18 protein-coding genes are annotated in these 20,433 nt (G+C 63.5%); 9 read left to right on the top strand and 9 right to left on the bottom strand.

All coding sequences use genetic code 11. The features are described from left to right. Entirely contained in the window at positions 1-699 is a 699-nt protein-coding gene (locus ACVMB0_RS33055) for a WbqC family protein (protein ID WP_461348874.1), read from the top strand. Positions 700-862: 163 nt separating this feature from the next. Beyond that, the gene (locus ACVMB0_RS33050; RefSeq protein WP_461348873.1) at positions 863-2,167 is read left to right on the top strand and encodes a nucleotide sugar dehydrogenase; all 1,305 of its coding nucleotides are present in this window, start codon (positions 863-865) and stop codon (positions 2,165-2,167) included. A gap of 65 nt (positions 2,168-2,232) precedes the next feature. Here ACVMB0_RS33050 and ACVMB0_RS33045 read toward each other — a convergent pair whose 3' ends face one another. Beyond that, positions 2,233-3,594 carry a hypothetical protein gene (locus tag ACVMB0_RS33045; protein WP_461348872.1) on the bottom strand — a complete coding sequence of 454 codons (1,362 nt, stop codon included), beginning with the start codon at positions 3,592-3,594 and terminating at the stop codon, positions 2,233-2,235. Between the two features lie 289 nt (positions 3,595-3,883). Between ACVMB0_RS33045 and rfbA the strand changes: the two genes are divergently transcribed. From rfbA to ACVMB0_RS33015, 6 genes are all read left to right on the top strand, one after another. After that, positions 3,884-4,774, top strand: a complete 891-nt coding sequence (gene rfbA, locus ACVMB0_RS33040; protein ID WP_461348871.1) for a glucose-1-phosphate thymidylyltransferase RfbA — start codon at positions 3,884-3,886, stop codon at positions 4,772-4,774. Between the two features lie 11 nt (positions 4,775-4,785). Beyond that, a complete protein-coding gene (gene rfbB / locus ACVMB0_RS33035; RefSeq protein WP_461348870.1) occupies positions 4,786-5,844 on the top strand; it encodes a dTDP-glucose 4,6-dehydratase in 1,059 nt (352 codons plus the stop codon). Positions 5,845-5,958: 114 nt separating this feature from the next. After that, entirely contained in the window at positions 5,959-6,807 is an 849-nt protein-coding gene (locus ACVMB0_RS33030; protein WP_461348869.1) for a class I SAM-dependent methyltransferase, read from the top strand. Between the two features lie 201 nt (positions 6,808-7,008). Further along, positions 7,009-8,070: a Gfo/Idh/MocA family protein gene (locus ACVMB0_RS33025; RefSeq protein ID WP_456753706.1), complete on the top strand. Its 1,062-nt coding sequence runs from the start codon at positions 7,009-7,011 to the stop codon at positions 8,068-8,070. Further along, positions 8,067-8,534, top strand: a complete 468-nt coding sequence (locus ACVMB0_RS33020; protein WP_461348868.1) for an acyltransferase — start codon at positions 8,067-8,069, stop codon at positions 8,532-8,534. The genes ACVMB0_RS33025 and ACVMB0_RS33020 overlap by 4 nt, the downstream gene beginning before the upstream one ends. Positions 8,535-8,552: 18 nt before the next feature. After that, positions 8,553-9,650, top strand: coding sequence for a DegT/DnrJ/EryC1/StrS family aminotransferase (locus ACVMB0_RS33015; protein WP_461348867.1), 1,098 nt, complete (start codon positions 8,553-8,555; stop codon positions 9,648-9,650). A gap of 32 nt (positions 9,651-9,682) precedes the next feature. Here the strand turns inward: ACVMB0_RS33015 and ACVMB0_RS33010 are convergent, their stop codons facing one another. Both ACVMB0_RS33010 and ACVMB0_RS33005 read right to left on the bottom strand, forming a co-directional pair. After that, a complete protein-coding gene (locus tag ACVMB0_RS33010) occupies positions 9,683-10,213 on the bottom strand; it encodes an HAD-IIIA family hydrolase (RefSeq protein WP_461348866.1) in 531 nt (176 codons plus the stop codon). Positions 10,214-10,317: 104 nt separating this feature from the next. Then, complete coding sequence (locus tag ACVMB0_RS33005; protein WP_461348865.1) at positions 10,318-11,541, bottom strand: phenylacetate--CoA ligase family protein; 1,224 nt, start codon at positions 11,539-11,541, stop codon at positions 10,318-10,320. Positions 11,542-11,636: 95 nt separating this feature from the next. On the opposite strand from ACVMB0_RS33005, the gene ACVMB0_RS33000 reads away from it, so the two are divergent. Continuing rightward, positions 11,637-12,788 (top strand): AGE family epimerase/isomerase, encoded by a 1,152-nt coding sequence (locus ACVMB0_RS33000; protein WP_461348864.1) that lies wholly within the window; start codon positions 11,637-11,639, stop codon positions 12,786-12,788. Between the two features lie 64 nt (positions 12,789-12,852). Here ACVMB0_RS33000 and ACVMB0_RS32995 read toward each other — a convergent pair whose 3' ends face one another. The 6 genes from ACVMB0_RS32995 to ACVMB0_RS32970 form a co-directional block, all read right to left on the bottom strand. Continuing rightward, positions 12,853-13,692 (bottom strand): ABC transporter ATP-binding protein, encoded by an 840-nt coding sequence (locus ACVMB0_RS32995; RefSeq protein WP_461348863.1) that lies wholly within the window; start codon positions 13,690-13,692, stop codon positions 12,853-12,855. A 175-nt stretch (positions 13,693-13,867) separates the two neighbouring features. Next, positions 13,868-15,151, bottom strand: coding sequence for an ABC transporter substrate-binding protein (locus tag ACVMB0_RS32990; protein WP_461348862.1), 1,284 nt, complete (start codon positions 15,149-15,151; stop codon positions 13,868-13,870). Between the two features lie 51 nt (positions 15,152-15,202). Then, positions 15,203-16,276, bottom strand: a complete 1,074-nt coding sequence (locus ACVMB0_RS32985; protein WP_456753714.1) for a branched-chain amino acid ABC transporter permease — start codon at positions 16,274-16,276, stop codon at positions 15,203-15,205. Positions 16,277-16,380: 104 nt separating this feature from the next. After that, entirely contained in the window at positions 16,381-17,274 is an 894-nt protein-coding gene (locus tag ACVMB0_RS32980) for a branched-chain amino acid ABC transporter permease (protein WP_461348861.1), read from the bottom strand. Between the two features lie 205 nt (positions 17,275-17,479). Further along, on the bottom strand, positions 17,480-19,408 hold the full coding sequence (locus ACVMB0_RS32975; protein WP_461348860.1) for an AMP-binding protein: 1,929 nt from the start codon (positions 19,406-19,408) through the stop codon (positions 17,480-17,482). Continuing rightward, positions 19,405-20,226, bottom strand: coding sequence for an ABC transporter ATP-binding protein (locus tag ACVMB0_RS32970; RefSeq protein WP_461348859.1), 822 nt, complete (start codon positions 20,224-20,226; stop codon positions 19,405-19,407). The genes ACVMB0_RS32975 and ACVMB0_RS32970 overlap by 4 nt, the downstream gene beginning before the upstream one ends. Positions 20,227-20,433: the final 207 nt, after the last annotated feature.

Here is a 20,433-nt window from a genome sequence, read left to right as displayed (position 1 = left end):
ATGGGGTGCCTCGTTGCGATCCATCAACCCAACTTCTTTCCGTGGCTCGGATACTTTGACAAGATCCGGCGAGCAGATGTGTTCGTGCTGCTCGATGCCGTCGATTATCCGCGCTCGGGATCGGGCGGCATGGGTTCGTGGTCGAACAGGGTACGAATTGCGATCCAGGGCGAGGCGCGCTGGGCCACCTGTCCGGTCCGTCGGCTGCCCTTCGGAGCACCCATCAATGCCGCGGAGATCGACGACGGCCGGCCCTGGCGTCGCAAGATGATTGCGACGCTGCGGGCAAGTTACGGCAAGGCGCCTCACTTTGGCGAGGCGATGGCGCTGCTGCAGCCCCTGATCGAGCAGCATGAAACGAACCTCGCCGCATTCAACATCGCGGCCATTAAGGCGATCGCGGAGCACCTCGGTCTTGCGACGCAATTTCAGCGGCAGTCCGAGCTGCCGCATGCAGGCAAGGCCACGGAGCTGCTGATATCGCTCGTCAAGTCGGTCGGCGGGGATGCTTACCTTGCCGGCGGCGGCGCTGGAGGCTATCAGCAGGACGAACTGTTCCAGGAACATGGCATCCGTCTGGTAAACCAGGGTTTCGTGCCCCTTCCTTACGGTCCGGACGAGGCGTTCATTCCGGGCCTTTCCGTGATCGACTATCTGATGTGGGAGGGGGGGCCGGCGACGGCGGGTGGATGGGCTTGAGAGCCGCTCCTGCCAGGGGCAAGGGCCACGACTGGCCCTGCTTTTGGGGCTTGTCGGAGGGGGGCGGGGCGTCTATGCAACCGTCGCCAAAGGCGCTCGACCTTGCGGATTTTTCGGCACGCTGATTTGAACACACAACACACCACACCTATGAGCGTTAGACATGAATACCGAACTCATCGATAGGCTGGACCGCAAGACCGCCAAGATTGGCATCGTGGGCTTGGGCTATGTCGGCCTGCCGCTCATGCTTCGCTACAGCGAGGTCGGTTACAAGGTTGTTGGCTTTGATATCGACAAGGCCAAGGTCGATGCACTTCGGGCCGGGCGTTCCTACATCGAACATATTTCGAGCGACAGCATCAAGGGAGCAACCGAGCTCGGCTTCGAGCCGACCACGGATTTCTCGCGTGCGAAAGAGGTCGACGCGTTGATCCTCTGCGTCCCGACCCCGCTCAACAAATATCGCGAGCCGGATCTCAGCTTCGTGCTGAATACGACGGAGTCGCTGCTGCCATATCTCCACCGGGGGATGGTGCTGTCGCTCGAAAGCACGACCTATCCGGGCACGACCGAGGAGGAACTGAAGCCGCGGATCGAGAAGTGCGGCTTCACCGTCGGCCGCGACATCTTTCTCGTCTTCTCGCCGGAACGCGAAGACCCCGGCAACCAGAATTTTTCGACCCGGTCGATCCCGAAGGTTTGCGGCGGTTGCACCCCCGCCTGCCTCGAGGCCGGTATCGCCCTCTATCGCCAGGTGATCGACAAGGTCGTTCCCGTCAGCTCGACGCAGGCCGCCGAGTTGACCAAGCTGCTGGAGAACATCCATCGTTCGGTGAACATCGGCCTCGTCAACGAAATGAAGATGGTCGCGGACAAGATGGGGATCGATATTCACGAGGTGATCCGCGCCGCGGCGACCAAGCCGTTCGGGTTTGTTCCTTACTATCCCGGTCCCGGCATCGGCGGCCACTGCATTCCGATCGACCCGTTCTACCTGACCTGGAAGGCGCGGGAATACGGCATGCATACGCGTTTCATCGAGCTCGCCGGTGAGATCAATTCCTCGATGCCGGACTACGTCGTGTCGAAGATCTCGCTGGCCCTCAATCAGCGACACAAGTCGATCAGCGGCAGCTCGATCCTGGTTCTCGGGATCGCCTACAAGAAGAACGTCGATGACGTTCGCGAATCGCCTTCGGTCCTCCTGATGGAAAGGCTTCGCGATCTCGGCGCCAAGATCGCCTACAGCGATCCGCACGTCCCCGCCTTCCCGAAAATGCGAGCGCATTCGTTCGACCTGTCGAGTGTCGCGCTCACCGAGGACAATCTGCGACGCTTCGACTGTGTCCTGCTCGCGACCGATCACGACAAGTTCGACTATCAACTGCTCGGCGCGCATGCTCCGCTGCTGGTCGACTGCCGTGGCAAGTTCCCGCAGCCGGCAGACAACATCATTCGTGCCTAGGCGTTCCGGCTGCCGTCGCAGCCGGAATGGTCTGTTGAAGAGCGGTGGTCGCCGCGTTTGGAGCGCTAGCCGGCGTGGGCCTGTTGCAGATGTTCGGCTACGGTGGCGGTCGATGCGGCCTTCCGATCGAAGGTTGACCGCGGCGCAACGTACCAGAGCAGGAAGAGCAGCACGGTGCCGTTGGTCAGCAGCGCGGTCGAAAGCGGTACGTTGAGGAGAACCTGAGGCAGGAGCCCGGCGGATAGCAGCACGAATTGCGACGGCAAGCCGGACGACACGCGATTTCCGAGTGCGATGATCAGGCCGCAGCCCAGCGCGGACAGCGGGGCGAGCACAAGTCCGACCGAAGCGATTCCTTCGGTGGCGAACAGCGAAGCATTGAAGGCGCCGAGATCGTAGGCCTTGGCCATGACAGCCCATATCGGCTCGTCGTAGGCGCACGGGACTACGAGCTTCACCACGTTGATCTGGCAGAAATGGGTCAGCGGGTGCGCGGAGAAGTAGTTGTTGTAAACCTCGAGGGCGAGCGAGGGGATGGCGATCATCCTGTTGTTGACGGTGCCGAAATAGACCATCCCGGGCTTGAAAGGAACCAGGCCAATCTTGACCAGGCCGAACAGGATCGCGCCAATCAGGACGGGCACGAAGAACGAAAGGATCGTAGCGACCCTGGCCTCGGCCAGCTTGCAGATGAGCGCGAGAAACAGCAGCCAGACCGGCGCGAACAGCGCCATCTTGGTCAGCATGATCGGGTAGAACAGAAGCATCAGAAGCAGCGCGATGCCGGCCTGCCAGAACCGCTTGCTGGTAACGAAGCAGGCAAAGGCGAGCGGCAGCAGCGCATTTGAGGCGATCCAGGTCGCGTATCGCAAGGCGCCCGGTAGCGCCACCTCCGCGCGGTATTTGTACATCTCCGAGAGGTCGACAAGCTTGAGATTGTACAGAGAACCGACGCCGATGATGACCGCTGAGACGAGCAAGATAACGGACGGCATCATGTGAAAGGCGCGTTCCGGCATCACGACAACTTGCCGCGTGGGCGCGGTGATGAGCAGCGCAGGGGCGAGGAACGCAAATGCCGACAGCACGATCGAGACGAGCGCCAGGCGGTGATCGTAATCAAGCAGTGAAAATTCGATCAGCCAGAGATATCCAAGCACCATGACGTAGAAGTAGAAGCCGACCAGGTATCCGAAGCTGAAGCGACCGATTGCGAACACGATCACGACCGGGCTGAACGCCAGGACGTTCACGATTGCAGCCGCAAGATGCGACTTGTCGAAGCCGATGATGCCTGGAAAGGATTCGGTGACCGTGATGCAGTAGAGCGAGATGCAGCACACCACGATGTGGGCATAGGCGAGCAGGGCAAGTTTGGCCTGGCGCCAACCGAAACCAGGCTCCAGCTCAATAGCGCGATCGTTCATTCTCATCTACCGCCGTATCGGCTGTGCGTTTGGACTGGTTCGCTGGTGGTTTCGTATTGGGCAGACCAACCCTACACGATCGCCAACCGATATCCCTCTTGGGTCAGGACATGGCACGACACGGGTAAGACGACAAGAATTATGCTTGTATTTCATTCCATTATTCCTGCCCAAGAGCGCAAATGCGGCTTGCTCCTTCGGGGGCACCACGCGCCCGTTACCGGGCGGCGCGTTTGCCGAACCGCGGGCCTCTGATAGACTATCGGGATAATTGCACAGGCGGGATTGGATGAAGGGCATCATTCTTGCTGGTGGTACCGGGTCGCGCCTCTACCCGGTGACGACCGTGGTTTCGAAGCAGCTCCTGCCGATATTCGACAAGCCGATGATCTATTATCCGCTGTCGACCTTGATGCTGAGTGGCATCCGCCAGATTCTGATTATCTCCACGCCACAGGATCAGCCATTGTTTCGCCGATTGTTGGGCGACGGCTCGGACTTCGGCCTCAAGCTGGAGTATGCCAGCCAGGATCATCCGCGCGGGCTTGCCGATGCCTTCATTGTCGGGCGCGATTTCGTCGCTGACGACAACGTCGCCTTGATCCTCGGCGACAATCTCTTCTTCGGTCATGGACTCCCTGAAATGCTGGCGCGCGCCGCCGCGAGAGTCTCGGGGGCCACGATTTTCGGCTATGTCGCCAAGCGGGCTCAGGACTACGGTGTCGTCGAGCTCGACGCGGATGGAAAGACGATTTCGATCGAGGAGAAGCCGCGGCGGCCAAAATCCAATCTCGCGGTGACGGGTCTGTACTTCTACGACAACGACGTCCTGAAGATTGCGTCCTCGATCAGGCCCTCGTCCAGAGGCGAACTGGAAATCACGGACGTCAATCGCGCCTACATGAATCGCGGCGATCTGCATGTCGAGGTTTTGGGACGCGGCTTCGCGTGGCTGGACACCGGGACGCACGCCTCGCTGGTCGAAGCCAGTCATTTTGTCCAAATTCTCGAGCAGCGCCAGGGCCTGCGGATTGCGTGTCCGGAAGAGATCGCGCTGAGGCTCGGCTACATCTCGCTCGAGGCATTTCGTAGCGCCGCACTTCGTAATGCGAAGAGCAGCTATGGCGAGTATCTTCTGTCGATCTATGATCTGTTCGCGAATTCCAGGCCGTCGAACTGAGGTCGGGGCCAGTGCTGCCTAGCAAAGCAACTATCTTTGTCACCGGGGGAGCCGGCTTCATTGGCTCTGCCGTCATACGCCGTTTACTGGCCTGCACCGACGCTTCGATTGTCAATATCGACAAGATGACCTACGCGTCCAGCCTTCACTCGGTACCGTCGGCAGCCGGCAGCGAACGCTACGTTATCTCGCAAACGGATATCTGCAACGGCCCGGACTTGCGCAGGTTGTTCGATCATTACCGGCCTCAGGCGGTCATCCATCTTGCTGCGGAAAGCCATGTCGATCGCTCGATCGACGCTCCCAGCGATTTCATTCAGACCAATGTTGTGGGTACCTTCACGCTGCTGCAGGAGTCCCTCCGCTACTGGCGCGCGTCGGACCCTGCCGAGCGCGACGCATTCCGGCTCGTTCATGTCTCGACGGACGAGGTGTTCGGCACGCTGGGGATCGATGGCCATTTCGTGGAGACGAGCCCCTACGCGCCGAATTCGCCTTATTCGGCCAGCAAGGCCGCTTCCGATCATCTCGTACGTGCGTGGCACGAGACCTACGAACTACCGACCCTAGTGACAAATTGCTCCAACAACTATGGACCCTTTCAGTTTCCCGAGAAGCTGATCCCTCACATGATCATCCGGGGATTGGCCGACGAGGCGCTGCCTGTTTACGGCGACGGTCAGCACGTCCGTGACTGGCTGTATGTCGAGGATCATGCGGACGCGTTGATCCGCGTTCTTCAGCACGGGAGAGTGGGGGACACCTACAATATTGGCGGCAGGAGCGAGCGAACGAATCTCGAGGTCGTGGAACTGCTCTGTGCACTGCTCGATCAGGCCAAGGGAGCCGAGGCGGGCGCGCACAAGCGCCTGATCTCGTTCGTCAGGGACCGTCCGGGTCATGATCGCCGCTATGCCATCGATCCATCCAAGATCGAGCGGGACCTCGGTTGGAACCCGCAAGAGAGTTTCGAAACTGGCATCAGGAAGACGGTATATTGGTACCTTAATAATAGGCCTTGGTGGGACGAGATTCTGCGGCGAGGCTACCAGTCCCAGCGGTTGGGATAGCAGACGCGCTTCGGGGCTCGCGGGGCTTTGGTTGTTGGCAGAACGAGCAATACCGGATATTCGGCGTCGGATGCGTCGGGACACATTCCTTGGCTGAAGCAGGTAGGGGCCGCAATGACTGAAACTCAACAGGCGATCGACGCGGCCAATGCGGCGTTCTGGGACGAATTGTGCGGCTCCGCGGCCGCGCGGGCGTGGGGGATCACCGATTCCTCGATGGAGTCGCTGCGTCGCTACGACGAGAATTATTTCCAGTTCTATCCGTATCTCGAGAAATACATCGATTGGAAGTCGATGCGCGGCAAGCGCGTGCTCGAGATCGGGCTTGGTTACGGCAGCGTCTCGCAGAAGATCGCGGAGAGCGGCGCGGACTTCACCGGCCTCGATATCGCTGCGAATCCGTGCACGATGGTCAATCACCGGATCGCGCAGAGCGGGCTGAAGGGCAGGGCCGTTCAAGGCAGCATCCTCAGCAACTCGCTTCCCGACAATTCGTTTGATGCGGTCGTCGCGATCGGCTGCCTGCATCATACTGGCAACCTTGCTGCCGCGATCGCGGCCTGCCGCCGGCTGTTGGTGCCGGGCGGACGCCTCATCGGCATGGTTTATTACGCCTACTCCTATCGGCAGTTCGTGCTCGAGCCGAAGCGAGCGCTCCGCTATATGATGCGTGAACTCGGAGGCTATCGGGGGACCTTCCGCGACGGCGAAACGGGCGCCTATGATAAAACGCAGGACGGTTCGCTCGCGCCGGCGACCGAGTTCATCTCGGCCAGGTCTCTGCGGACGCTCTGTGCGGGATTTTCGAATTTTCAGGCCACTCCCGAGAACGCCGATCAGGAGCGCCCATTCACACGATGGAAGCGTCCTCAGCTGCTTGCCTCGCCAATTCCGCGGTACTGCGGACTCGACATCTATTGGAGCTGCAACAAGTCGGCGCCTGAGCCAAATGTCCTGGTTTGAGGCCGCAAATTTCGAGACTGGTCGGTTGCGCAGGCTAGGACGCGATGATGGCGCCAGCCTAGCGGCGGGCTTGGCGCATGGCCTTGCCTAATCCCGAGTTTTCCGGGTAATGGACCTTACCGCGTGGCCGCAAGGCCGCTTGTTCCCTCGGCTCTTCGGCCGGCCGCAACGGTCGGCCACGAGACAAGACAGGGCCTGTGCATGATCAGATTTGGCCTGCTCGGATGCGGGCGTATCGCCAAGCGTCATTCCGATCTCCTGGGTGGCAATCACATCGCCGGGGCGAGCCTGGTCGCGGTCTGCGATCCGATTCGCGCGCGCGCCGATGCGGTTGCCGGCAAGTTCGGCGTCCCGGCCCATTGCGACATGGACGAGTTCCTGGCGCGCAAGGATATCGATGCGGTTGCCGTCTTGACGCCGAGCGGGCTGCATCCCGCGCATGTGATCGCCTGCGCCAAAGCCGGCAAGCACGTCGTGGTCGAGAAGCCGATGGCGCTGCGGCTGCAGGACGCCGACGACATGATCCGGGCCTGCGACGAGGCCGGCGTCAAAATGTTCATCGTCAAGCAGAACCGCTTCAACGTGCCGGTGGTCAAGGCGCGCGAGGCGCTCGATGCCGGCCGCTTCGGCAAGCTCATCCTGGGCACGGTGCGGGTTCGCTGGTGCCGCGATCAGGCCTATTACGACCAGGACGATTGGCGCGGCACCTGGGCCTATGACGGCGGCGTGCTGACCAATCAGGCCAGCCACCATGTCGACATGCTGGAGTGGTTCTTCGGCGACGTCGTCAGCGTGCATGCACGCGCGGCGACGGCGCTCGCCCACATCGAAACCGAGGACACGGCGGTCGCGACGCTCAAGTTCCGCAACGGCGCGCTCGGCATCATCGAGGCGACCACCGCGGCGCGTCCGACCGATCTCGAGGGCTCGCTGTCGATCCTCGGCGAAAAGGGCACGGTCGAGATTTCCGGCTTCGCCGTCAACCAGATCCGGCACTGGCGCTTCGTCAATGAGCTGCCGTCGGACAAGGACGTGGTGGAGAAGTTCTCGGTCAACCCGCCCAACGTCTACGGCTTCGGCCATCAGGCCTACTATCATCACGTGGTCGATTGCCTGGAGAACCAGCGCGCGGCGCTGGTCGACGGGCTCGAGGGCCGCAAGAGCCTGGAGCTGATTTCGGCGCTCTATGAATCGATCGAGACCGGCGAGGAGGTCGCGCTGCGCTTCACGCCGCGGCTGAGCCGGCTGGGTGTCGTTTCGTGAATCGGCCGGACGTGCATCAGGCCAGCGTCCGTGACGTCGCGTTCGGCGAACGCGTCAAGATTGTCGAGCCCTGCAATCTCTATGGCTGCACGCTCGGCGACGATTGCTTCGTCGGGCCGTTCACCGAGATCCAGAAGGGCGTGGTGGTGGGGGCGCGCACCCGCGTGCAGTCGCATGCCTTCGTCTGCGAACTGGTCACCATCGGCGAGGACTGCTTCGTCGGCCACGGTGTGATGTTCGTCAACGACACGTTCTCCACGGGCGGCCCGGCGCGCGGACGCAAGGAGCTGTGGCGCGAGACCGTGATCGGCAACCGCGTGTCGATCGGCTCCAACGCCACGATCATGCCGGTCAGGATCGCCGACGACGTCGTCATCGGCGCGGGATCGGTTGTGACCAAGGACATCACGACGCCGGGCACCTATGCCGGCAATCCGGCGCGCCGGCTGCTGGCGAGCCAATAGGGCAATAGGGGAATATCGATGGCTGTGCCGTATGCCGACTTGCAATTGCAGTACCAGTCCATCAAGGGCGAGATCGATGCGGCGATCGCCGGCGTGATCCGCGACAACGCCTTCATCCGCGGCGGCTATGTCGACGCCTTCGAGCGCGAATTCGCCGCGGCCGCGGAGGTCGCGCATTGCGTATCCTGCGCCAACGGCACCGACGCGCTCTATCTCGCGATGCGGGCGCTCAAGGTGAAGCCGGGCGACGAGGTGATCACGACGGCGCATTCCTGGATCTCGACCGCGGCGATGATCACCCATTCCGGCGCCACCGTCGTGTTCTGCGACACTGATGATGCGACGTTCACGATCGATCCCGCAGCGATCGAGGCGGCGATCACGCCGCGCACGGTCGGCATCATCCCGGTGCATCTCTACGGCCAGCCCGCGGACATGGACGCGATCATGGCGATCGCGCAGAAGCACAAGCTCTGGGTGATCGAGGATTGCGCCCAGGCCCATCTCGCGCGCTACAAGGGCCGCATGGTCGGCACCTTCGGCGAGGCCGCAACCTATTCGTTCTATCCCGGCAAGAATCTCGGCGCGATGGGCGACGCCGGCGCGGTCGTCACCAATGACAAGGCGCTGGCCGAGCAGATGGCCATGCTGGCGCGCCATGGCGGGCTGGTGAAGCACCAGCACAACATCGAGGGCATCAACAGCCGGCTCGACGGCATGCAGGCCGCGATCTTGTCGGCCAAGCTGCCGCATCTCGCCGCCTGGACCGAAGCCCGGCAGGCCGCTGCCGAAGTCTATGATGCCGGCCTCAACCAGATCGAGGACGTCGTGGTGCCTGAGGTCGCGCCGGGGCGCAGCCACGTCTATCATCTCTACACGATCAGGCATCCACGCCGCGACGCGCTCGCCGCCCATCTCAACGCCAACGGCGTGCAGACCGCGATCAACTATCCCACCGCGTTGCCGTTCCTGCCGGCCTATGCGCGCTTCGACCACCGGCCGGAGCAATTCCCCAACGCGCATCGCGATCAGGGCCGGATTCTCTCGCTGCCGATGTTCGCCGAGATCACGCGCGAGCAGCAGGACGAGGTGATCGAGCTGGTCCGAAGGTTCTGATCTCGATCCTGGCCTCGCGCCTCGCGCGGCGCTCAGCTGCGTTGCAACAGAGGCTTCAGGAACAGCTCCAGATTGGGGCCTGCGAACAGGTATCCCTTCAGACCGGCGGCGCGCGCCGCCTCGAGATCCCTCGGCTGGTCGCCGACCAGGAAGCTGCGTCCGACATCGACCGGGAAACGCTCCAGCAGATCATTGATCATGCCCGGCGAGGGTTTGCGGCGATGGCTGTCCTGCCGATACTGCTCAACGGTCCCCTCAGGATGGAACGGGCAGTACTCGAAGGCGTCGATATGGGCGCCGATCTTGCCGAGCTCAGCCGCCATCCAGTCGTGGAGCTGCTGGACGTGTGCTTCCTCATAGAGACCTCGTGCAACGCCGGACTGATTGGTCACGACAAATGCATAGTAGCCCAGGTCGTTGACAGCCTTCACTGCCTCGCGCGCGCCGTCGATCCAGATCAATCTGTGACTCTCGAACAGGAAGCCGATGTCCCTGTTCAAGACGCCGTCCCGATCGAAGAAAACCGCCGGTCGTCGCGGCTGATTCGTTGAAGCGCTGCTCATGAGCTGATGATCCGTTCGTCTCCACGCGGCATGAGCCTGCTCAATAGTTCACAATGCCGCGCGCGACAAATGCGGATCGACCACGCTTCGGGTGATTTCGACGGTTATCGCTCGTCTGCGATCACCTTGCCGTCGTTCGGCAGCGAGCCGCTACCGACCAGCTCGACAGCCCCGCCGAGTTTCGTCACGGCACGCAGTGTTGCCGCAACCTCATTCAACAGGGCCGCCGGCGCTGAGGCACATTCGGCCCGCAGCGTCATCGCATCAGCCTCGCCGGCGCGCGTGACCACGAGACGCAGCCGTCCGAGCTCGGGATGGCGCTTGCCGATCTCGGCGATCTGCTCGGGTCGTACGAACATGCCCTTCACCTTGGTGGTCTGGTCGGCGCGGCCCATCCAGCCCTTGATCCGCATGTTGGTGCGTCCGCACGGGCTCGCGCCGGGCAGGGCGGCCGTCAGATCGCCGAGCGCGAGGCGGATCCAGGGATGGTGCGGATCGAGCGAGGTCACCACGATCTCGCCGACGTCGCCGGACGCGACGGGATCGCCGGTGCCGGGCTTGACGATCTCCAGGATCAAATCCTCATTGACCGTCATTCCCTCGCGCGCCGGCGTCTCGAACGCGATCAGGCCGAGGTCGGCCGTGCCGAACGCCTGATAGGCCTCGACGCCGCGCGACTTCATCTCCTCCTGCAGCGATTTCGGAAATGCGGCGCCCGAGACCAGAGCGCGCTTGATCGAGGAGACGTCGCGGCCGGCGCTGGCCGCGGCGTCGAGCAGGATTTTCAGGAAATCCGGCGTGCCGCTATAGCCGATCGGGCGATAGGCCTCGATCAGCTCGAATTGCTGCTCGGTATTCCCCGGGCCCGCCGGGATCACCGCGCAGCCGAGTGCCCGTGCCGACGCGTCGAAGATGAAGCCGCCGGGGGTCAGGTGATAGCTGAAGGTGTTCAGCACCACATCTCCCTTGCGAAAGCCGGCCGCAAACAGCGCCCGCGCGCCGCGCCAGGGGTCCGCCTGGCGGCCTTCGGGTTCAAAGATCGGTCCGGGCGAGGTGAACAGCCGGGCGAACGAGCCGGGCTTGTCGGCCACGAATCCGCCGAATGGCGGCGCCGCCTTGTGCAGGGCCGGCAGTTCCGACTTGCGCAGCACCGGCAGCCCCGCCAGCGCTTCGCGGCCGGTGATGGAGGCAGGGTCGATGCCCCTGAGCAGGTTGGCGTAGGCAGGCGCCGCCATCGCCTTGCCCAGCACCTCCGGCAGGCGGGCGAACAGCGCGGCCTCGCGCGCGGCCGGATCGCGCGTTTCAAGGGCATCGTAATGGTCGGTCATGTCAGGTCCTTGAGAGGATGTGCGCAGGTTGCGTGCCGGTCCGCCCGTGCTATCAGACGGTGACCGCTGACAGTGGGACGGTTCCAGGAAGCACGATGGCTGAGGCAGAGAGCGTTGCGGCGGACGGGGCCGCCGATGTCGTCGCGAGATTGAAGCGCCGCATCATCGACCAGGCGCTGCCGCTGTGGTCGACCACCGGCTGGGACGACACCGCCGGCGGCTTCGTCGACCGGTTGCGTCAGGATGGGACAGCTGATCACGCGGCGCCGCGCCGGGTCATGGTGCAGGCGCGCCAGATTTATTGCTACGCCAAGGCGGCCCAGCTGGGCTGGTATCCGGACGGGCGCGCGATCGCGCTGAAGGGGCTGGACTACCTGCTGGCCAAGGCCAAGGCGCCCGACGGCCGGCCGGGCTTCGTCTACAGCCTGACCGCGGAAGGCAGCGTGCTCGACCCGCTGCGCGACACCTATGGCCATGCCTTCATCCTGCTCGCGCTGGCGACCGTCTATGGCCTCGACCAGGACGCGCATGTCCGCGCCGAGATCGATGCGCTGCTGGCGTTCCTCGATACGCAGCTGCGCTCGTCCCATGGCGGTTTCCACGAGGGCTTGCCGCCGTCGATGCCGCGCCGGCAGAACCCGCAGATGCATCTGTTCGAGGCGATGATCGCCTGCTTCGACGCGACCCACGATCTGTCGTTCCAGAACCGCGCCGGCGATTTCTTCGCGCTGTTCCTGGCCAATCTCTACGACAAGCAGACGCGCACCCTCGGCGAATATTTCGAGGAGGACTGGTCGAAGATCCCGCCGGTCAGTGTCGAGCCGGGGCACCTCGCGGAGTGGGTCTGGCTGCTGAAGGGATTTGAGCGCATCACCGGCTGCCCCACCGGGCGTCCGCGCGGCGAACTGCTGGCCTCGGCGTTGCGCTATCGCGACGCCGCCACCGGCTGCCTTGTCGACGAGGGCGATGCCGAGGGCAACATTCGCCGCCACACCAGGCGGCTTTGGCCGCAGAGCGAGCTGGCGAAAGCCTGGACGGCGCAGGCGGAGTCGGGCGAAGCCGGCGCCGCGGACGAGGCGCGCGCGGCGCTGGTGCTGCTGGAGCGGCATTATCTCAGCCATCCGGTGGCCGGCGGCTGGTACGACCAGTTCGACCGCGACGGCAATTCGCTGGTCGCCACGATCCCGGCGTCGTCGTTCTACCATGTGCTCTGCGCGGTCACCGAAGCCGAGCAGGTGCTCGGATAGAACCGCCTTCCTGGTCTGGCGCGCTTTCTGCACACGCAACTCCGCCCGAAAACGCTCAATATCCTCACAGCCAGCGCTTGCGCCGCTTGAAGCTCTTCAAATTCTTGAAGCTCTTGCGCTGGTCGCCGGCGCCGCCGAGGTAGAACTCCTTGACGTCCTCATTGTCGCGCAGCTCGTCGGCGGAGCCGTCGAGCACCACCTTGCCCTGTTCCATGATGTAGCCATGGCTCGCGACCGACAGCGCGGCGCGCGCGTTCTGCTCGACCAAGAGGATCGTGACGCCGAGATCGCGGTTGATCTCCTTGATGATCGCGAATACTTCCTTGACCAGCAGCGGCGACAGCCCCATCGACGGCTCGTCCATCAGGATCATCTTCGGGCGTGCCATCAGCGCACGACCGATCGCAAGCATCTGCTGCTCGCCGCCGGAGAGATAGCCGGCGAGCCCGGTGCGCTCCTTCAGGCGCGGGAAATATTTGAACACCATGTCGATATCATCAGAGACCTCGCCGTCGCGCCGGGTGAAGGCGCCGAGCCGCAGATTCTCCAGCGACGTCATGTCGGCGACGATGCGGCGGCCCTCCATCACCTGGAAGATGCCGCGGCGGACGATCTTGTCCGGATCGATGCCGTTGATGCGCTGGCCCTCAAACAGGATCTCGCCGCGGGTGACCTCGCCGTCCTCGGTCTTGAGCAGGCCGGAGATCGCCTTCAGCGTGGTCGACTTGCCGGCGCCGTTGGCGCCGAGCAGCGCCACGATCGCGCCCTTCGGCACCTCGAGGCTGAGGCCGCGCAGCACCAGGATGACGTCGTCATAGACGACCTCGATGTTGTTGACGCTGAGCAGCGGCGGCGGCGGGACGGCCGTCGGCACCGGGCGGGTGGCTTCGAGGGTTTCGTTCATCTCGATTATTCTCCGCTGTCGTCACCCGCGCCTCGTGCGCAACTGCGCAGTAGAGCGGGTGACCCAGTATTCCAGAGGCGCCAGAGACCAAACGAGAGGCCGCGGCGTACTGGATCCCCCGCTTTCGGGGGATGACGATTGTTGTCGAGGCTGCGTTGGTGCCAGCCTCACGACCTCACCAGCCAAACCATTCCGGCTTGCGCGGCAGTTCGACGGTCTTCACCTTCTCGAGCTTGATCGTGCCCTTGGCCATCAGGTCGTTGATGTCGCCATCGGTCGCGCCCGAGACCTTCGAGCGATAGAGGTCGACCTTCGTGGTCGGGCGGTGATCTTTCTCCGTCCAGGTCGAGGGATTGCAGACGCCGTCCATGCCTGCCGGCACCCAGTCCTTCTTCTGGTAAAAGCCCTTGGCGACGTTCTCGCCGGTAGCGCCGCCATTCTTGACGGCCCAGTCGAGCGCTTCCTTCAGATAGAGCGCGCTGCAGACCGCGGCGATGTAGTGCACGGGCCGATAGACCTTGCCCGACGGGTCGGACATCTTGGAGATCTCCATCACCGTCTTCATGCCGGGCGCGTTGCCGCCCCAGCTCACCGCCGTGCGCAACGGGAAGATGACGCCGTCGGCTGCATCGCCGGCGGTCTTCGCCGCATTCTCATCCATGCCCCAGACATTGCCGAGGAACTGAACGTCGACGCCGGCGGTCTTGCAGGCCTTCAGCACCGAGATGTTCGAGGCCGCCGTGTTGCCGAGATAGGCATAGTTCGCGCCGGAGCTCTTCAGGCTGAGGCATTGTGCCGAGTAGTCGCCGGGCGAGAGCGCGAACACCAGCGGCGGCAGCACTTCGAAGCCGAGCTCGGTCGCAAGCGCTTCGCCGGCCGCCTTGGGGGCGTTCGGATAGGGATGGTTGGCGCCCATATGAACGAATTTCGGCTTGCCCGGCTTGCCCTTTACCTTCCAGTCCTCGGCGGCCCAGGTCAGCATTGCGCGCATCGAGTCCGAATAGCTCGGACCATAGAAGAAATTATACGGTGCGGGCTTGGCCTTGCCGCTGGTGCCTTCCGGATCGGTCAGCGCGGCGGCATAGGAGCCGGAGATGTCCGGGATCTTGTCCTGCGCGAGAAAGCCGGTGAGGGCTTCGGTGTCTGCCGTGCCCCAGCCCATGATCGCGGCGACCTTGCCGTCGGGCGCCGACCACTTCTTGTACAGCGCGATCGCGCGCGGCACCTGGTAGCCGTAGTCGTTGCTGTCGACATTGAGCTGTTTGCCGCCGATGCCGCCGTTCTTGTTGACCCAGGCAAACGTATCGGCGACGCCCTGGCCATAGGGCGTGCCGACGTCGGAGGTGCCGCCGGAGAGGTCCTGCAGATGGCCGATGGCGATCTGCGCCTGTGCGGTGGCGGCTGCGCTGCTGATCAGCAGCGCGAGGGAGACCGAGCTCAAAAGGGATCTAATCGTCATTGTTGTTTCCTCCTGCTTATTCGTTGAACCGAATTTGAGTTGCTCGATGCGTCAGTGCGAGAACGGGTAAAGCTTCCAGTAGGCCTTGATCTGCCGCCAGCGATGCGCGAGGCCATCAGGCTCGAACATCAGGAAGCCGATGATGATCAGGCCGATCGCGATCTCGCGCAGGAAGGTGATGTTGTTGTTGAGCTGCAGCGCCTTGTCGATGGCGCCGCCCTTCAGCCAGGCGCTCAGCCACTCCATCGATTCCGGCAGCAGCACCACGAAGGCCGTGCCCATCAGCGTGCCCATCACCGAGCCGGTGCCGCCGATGATGACCATGGCGAGGAACAGCACCGAGCGCTCGATACCAAAGCCTTCCTGGGACACGACGAGCTGGTAGTGCGCATAGAGCGCGCCCGCGATGCCGGCAAAGAACGCGGCCAGCCCGAACGACAGCGTCCGGTACTTGGTCAGGTTGATGCCCATGATCTCGGCGGAGAGATAGTGGTCGCGGATCGCGACCAGCGCGCGGCCGTCGCGGGTGCGCATCAGGTTGGTGACGAGCAGATAGCTGACCACCATGTAGGCGAGCACGACGTAGAAATACTGACGGTCGCCGCGCAGGGTATAGCCGAAGATCGAGAACGGGTTGGCGCTCGCCGGCACCGAGCCGCCCGAGAACCACTCGGCGCGCGAGAAGAAGTCGAGCAGGATGTACTGCGCGGCTAGCGTCGCGATGACGAGGTAGAGCCCCTTCAGCCGCGCGGCCGGCACGCCGAAGATCAGGCCGACCAGCGCCGTGATCACGCCGGCGAGGGGGATGGCGAAGAACACAGGGATTGGCGCGTTGTTGGAGATGTAGGCCGAGGTGAAGGCGCCGAACAGGAAGAACGCGGCATGGCCGATCGAGATCTGGCCGGTGAAGCCGACCAGGACGTTGAGACCGAGGGCCGCGATCGCGAAGATGCCGATCTGGATCGCGATCGAGAGCAGGTAATTGGACAGCAGCATCGGCGCGAAGCAGGCGAGCACGATGCCGAGAATCGCGAAATTGCGGCTGGTCGCGGTCGGGAAGATGGTGGTGTCGGCCGCATAGCTGGTGCGGAAATCGCCTGACGGAATGAGGGTGCTGGTTGCCATGGGGCTCTATTGTGCTCCCTGCCGGAGTGAAGTCATCGTCACGCCCCTTTTTGTCTGGGCATGGTCGTTTCCGAAAACCGGTTTCCACTTTTCGGCGACCATGCCTAGACCCGCTCGATGTCCTTGGTGCCGAACAGGCCGTACGGCTTGATCATCAGGATGATGATCAGGACGTAGAACGGCGCAATCTCGTAGAGATTGCCCCAGTGCAGATACTGGCTGTCGACATATTGGGCGACGTTTTCCAACAGTCCGATGATGATGCCGCCGAGCACGGCGCCGCCGACCGAGTCGAGCCCGCCGAGGATGGCGGCCGGAAACACCTTGATGCCGTAGGCGGAGAGGCCGGACGATACGCCGTTGACCACCGCGACCACGACGCCGGCGACTGCCGAGACCGTGGCCGAAATCGCCCAGGCCATCGCGAACACGCTCTTCACGGAGATGCCGAGCGACTGCGCGACCTGCTGGTTGAAGGCGGTGGCGCGCATCGCAAGGCCGTATTTGGAGGCGCGGAAGAACCAGGCCATGCCGACCATCATGGCGAGCGAGACCACGAGGCTCATGACATAGACGGTCTGGATCTGCAGCGCGAACAGGCTGACTGACTGGCTCTGGAAGATATGCGGGAACGGCTGCGGGTTGACGCCGAAGATCCACTTCAGCGCGGCCTGGAACACCGTCGAGAGGCCGATCGTCACCATGATGACCGAGATGATCGGCTCGCCGATCATCGGACGCAGGATCACGACCTGGATCGCGATGCCGAAGATGAACATGAACACCAGCGTGATCGGCATGCCGATCCAGAACGGTAGCTGGTATTTGGTCAGCAATGCCCAGCACACCCAGGCGCCGACCAGCAGCAGCTCTCCTTGCGCGAAATTCACGACCTGCGTCGCCTTGTAGATCAGCACGAACGACATGGCGACCACGCCATAAAGCGTGCCGACCACGAGGCCGTTGACGATCAGCTGGATCAGGAACTGGGTGTTCATGGGGTGTGGTAGCTCCGGACTGCGGCAGCACCCTCTCCCCTTGTGGGAGAGGGTGGCTTCGCAAAGCGAAGCCGGGTGAGGGGTTGTCTCCGCATCGGGATTGTGGAGAGAGGACCTCTCACCGAAGCGAGTTCGTGTCTACCGGCAGTGCAGCCCTCTTCCACAAGGGGAGAGGGCGCATCAACTGCCATCGCTTGAGGCTGTCTCATTCCGCGGCCTCCGCGATGGCCGCGCGGCCGAGATCGACGACCTCGAGCGTGGTGCGGACGCGCTGCGTGGAGCCGTCCTGAAAGCGGATCACGGTGTCGACCGGGATTTTGGCCTTGCCACGGTAGATCGCCTCGATGATGTCGGCGTATTTCTCGTTGATCACGCCGCGGCGGACTTTCCGGGTGCGCGTCAGCTCGCCGTCGTCGGCGTCGAGCTCCTTGTACAGCAGCAGGAAGCGCGAGATGCGTTGCGCCGGCGGCAGGGTGGCGTTGACCGTCTCGACCTCTTTCTTCAGTAGCGCATAGACCTCGGGGCGCGAGGACAGGTCGGTGTAGGTCGTGAACGAGATCCGGTTCTTCTCGGCCCATTTCGAGATGATCGAGTAGCGGATGCAGATCATCGCGGCGAGCGCGTCGCGGCCGGCGCCGAGCACGACCGCCTCGGCGACATAGGGCGAGAACTTCAGCTTGTTCTCGATATATTGCGGCGAGAAACGCTCGCCGCGCGAGGTCTCGGCGAGATCCTTGATGCGGTCGATCACCACGAGCTGCCGGTTGTCGTTGTAGTAGCCGGCGTCGCCCGAATGCATCCAGCCGTCCTTGATGTCGGCGGCCGAGGCGTCCGGGTTCTTGTAATAGCCGTGGAACATGTTGGGGTGCCGCACCACGATCTCGCCGACGCCGTTGACGTCGGGATTGTCGATGCGGATCTCGATGTTGTCGGCCATCGGCACGCCTGTCGTGTCGGGGTCGACTTTGCCCGCGGGATGCAGCGTGTAGGCGCCGAGCAGCTCGGTCTGGCCATACAGTGTCCGCAGCGGCACGCCCATCGCCTGGAAGAACTTGAAGGTATCCGGCCCGAGCGCCGCGCCGCCGGTCGCCGCCGAGCGCAGCCGGGTGAAGCCAAGCCGGTCGCGCAGCGCGCGGAACAGGAGCTGGTCGGCGAAAACAGAGCGCTTGCCCTCGGCGAGCGCCGCAAGCCCGGTCTTCATGCCGAGCTCGTAGAGGCGCTGCTTGAACGGCGAGGCATCCATTACGCCGGCACGGACGTCGGCCGCGATCGATTCCCAGACCCGCGGCGCGAACAGCACGAAGGTCGGTGCGATCTCGCGGAAGTCGTGCATCATGGTGTCGGGCTCTTCGACGAAATTGACCTTCATCCGGGAGAGCAGCGCTTTGCCCAGTGCGTAGATCTGCTCCATGATCCAGGGCAGCGGCAGCACCGAGACATATTCGTCGTCCGGCCCTTTCGGATCGAAGGCGAGATAGGTCGCGCAGTGCCGCAGCACGCGTCCGGCCGAAAGCATCGCGAGCTTCGGGTTGGCCGTCGTGCCCGAGGTCGTGCAGAGGATCGCAACGTCCTCGCCATCAGTGGCGTCGACCAGCCGGTCGTACAGGCCAGGCTCGCGCGCGGCGCGGTCGCGGCCGAGTTCGACGAGCTTGTTCGCCTCCATCAGGCGCGGATCGTCGTATTTGCGCATGCCGCGCGGGTCGGAATAGATGATGTGCTTGAGATGCGGCACCCGGTCGGCAAGGCCGAGCAGCTTGTCGACCTGCTCCTCGTCCTCCGCGAACACCAGCTTGGCCTCGCCATAGGTCAGGAGGTAGGCGGCTTCCTCGTCCAGCACGTCGCGGTAAAGGCCGAGGCTCAACGCGCCGATGGCGTGGCTAGCGATCTCGGCGGCGACCCAATCCGGCCGGTTGTCGCCGATGATGCCGATCACGTCGCCGCGGCCGAGGCCGAGTTCGACCATGCCGAGCGCGAAATCACGGGTGCGCGTCTGGTAGTCGTTCCAGGTGAATTCACGCCACAGCCCGAAATCCTTCTCGCGCAGCGCGATTTCGTTGCCGTACTTCCCGGCGTTGAGGCGCAGCATCTTGGGGAAGGTGTCGGCCTGCGCGGCCCGACCGGCATAGTCCATCATGCCGCGCTCTCCCGCACCGCCGGCTTGTCGTCCGGATCGACCAGTGCCTCGTCCTCTTCGCCGAGATAGGCGCGCTTGACGTGGGGGTCGGCGAGCACGGTGGCCGGATCGCCCTCGGCGATCTTGCGGCCGAAATCGAGCACCATGACGCGGTGGGAAATGTCCATCACGACGCCCATGTCGTGCTCGATCATCATCACCGTCATGCCGAACTCTTCGTTGAGATCGACGATGTAGCGCGCCATGTCTTCCTTCTCTTCGAAGTTCATTCCGGCCATCGGCTCGTCGAGCAGGATCAGTTGCGGCTCGAGCGCCATCGCGCGGGCGAGCTCGACGCGCTTGCGCAGGCCGTAGGGCAGGGTGCCGGCGGTCGCCTTGCGGACCGACTGCAGGTCGAGGAAGTCGATGATTTCCTCGACCTTGCGGCGGTGCTCCAGCTCCTCGCGGCGGGCGCCGGTCAGCCAGTACAGCGAGCCCGTGATGAAATTGTTCTTCAGGAGGTGATGGCGGCCGACCATGACGTTGTCGAGCACGCTCATGTGGTGGAACAACGCGAGGTTCTGAAAGGTCCGGCCGATGCCGAGCCGGGGCCGTGCGTTCGGGGTGAGGCCGGTGATGTCCTGGCCACGGTAGAACAGCTGGCCTTCGGTGGGGCGGTAGCGGCCGGAGATGCAGTTGACGATCGAGGTCTTGCCGGCGCCGTTCGGGCCGATGATGGAGAACAGCTCGCCCTCGTTGACGCCGAAGCTCACCTCGGTCAACGCGCGGACGCCGCCAAAGCGCAATGAGACTCCGCGCACCTCGAGACTGTTGGCCACCCTGTTCCCTCCAGATACGGGCGCTTTGGTGCGCTCTTTATCTTTCGCTTCGATCTTGCCTCGATCTTATACGGGCCGCCGAAGGGAGACCATCCGACTAATGATGCCGGCGTTCGGGAGCATCGCTTGCCCCGATCGCCTGCATCATGCGCGGTAACGCCGCACCCTGCCTGCAAGCCCGTCTCTCGCGTCGTCCGCTGTCCGCGA

This window comes from Bradyrhizobium sp. USDA 4451, assembly GCF_054822585.1.
The sequence above is the reverse complement of the archived record's forward strand: the minus strand, read 5'-3'. Positions and strand labels throughout refer to the sequence as shown.

Bases quoted from the DNA above. Each gene is read 5' to 3' on its own strand.
- ACVMB0_RS32980 (WP_461348861.1), bottom strand. From the start codon at position 17,274: ATGAACACCCAGTTCCTGATCCAGCTGATCGTCAACGGCCTCGTGGTC.
- ACVMB0_RS32975 (WP_461348860.1), bottom strand. From the start codon at position 19,408: ATGATGGACTATGCCGGTCGGGCCGCGCAGGCCGACACCTTCCCCAAG.
- ACVMB0_RS33025 (WP_456753706.1), top strand. From the start codon at position 7,009: ATGATCAGATTTGGCCTGCTCGGATGCGGGCGTATCGCCAAGCGTCAT.
- ACVMB0_RS33005 (WP_461348865.1), bottom strand. From the start codon at position 11,541: ATGACCGACCATTACGATGCCCTTGAAACGCGCGATCCGGCCGCGCGC.
- rfbA (WP_461348871.1), top strand. From the start codon at position 3,884: ATGAAGGGCATCATTCTTGCTGGTGGTACCGGGTCGCGCCTCTACCCG.
- ACVMB0_RS32995 (WP_461348863.1), bottom strand. From the start codon at position 13,692: ATGAACGAAACCCTCGAAGCCACCCGCCCGGTGCCGACGGCCGTCCCG.
- ACVMB0_RS33000 (WP_461348864.1), top strand. From the start codon at position 11,637: ATGGCTGAGGCAGAGAGCGTTGCGGCGGACGGGGCCGCCGATGTCGTC.
- ACVMB0_RS32990 (WP_461348862.1), bottom strand. From the start codon at position 15,151: ATGACGATTAGATCCCTTTTGAGCTCGGTCTCCCTCGCGCTGCTGATC.
- ACVMB0_RS33010 (WP_461348866.1), bottom strand. From the start codon at position 10,213: ATGAGCAGCGCTTCAACGAATCAGCCGCGACGACCGGCGGTTTTCTTC.
- ACVMB0_RS33030 (WP_461348869.1), top strand. From the start codon at position 5,959: ATGACTGAAACTCAACAGGCGATCGACGCGGCCAATGCGGCGTTCTGG.
- ACVMB0_RS33015 (WP_461348867.1), top strand. From the start codon at position 8,553: ATGGCTGTGCCGTATGCCGACTTGCAATTGCAGTACCAGTCCATCAAG.
- ACVMB0_RS33050 (WP_461348873.1), top strand. From the start codon at position 863: ATGAATACCGAACTCATCGATAGGCTGGACCGCAAGACCGCCAAGATT.
- ACVMB0_RS33055 (WP_461348874.1), top strand. From the start codon at position 1: ATGGGGTGCCTCGTTGCGATCCATCAACCCAACTTCTTTCCGTGGCTC.
- ACVMB0_RS32985 (WP_456753714.1), bottom strand. From the start codon at position 16,276: ATGGCAACCAGCACCCTCATTCCGTCAGGCGATTTCCGCACCAGCTAT.
- ACVMB0_RS33045 (WP_461348872.1), bottom strand. From the start codon at position 3,594: ATGAACGATCGCGCTATTGAGCTGGAGCCTGGTTTCGGTTGGCGCCAG.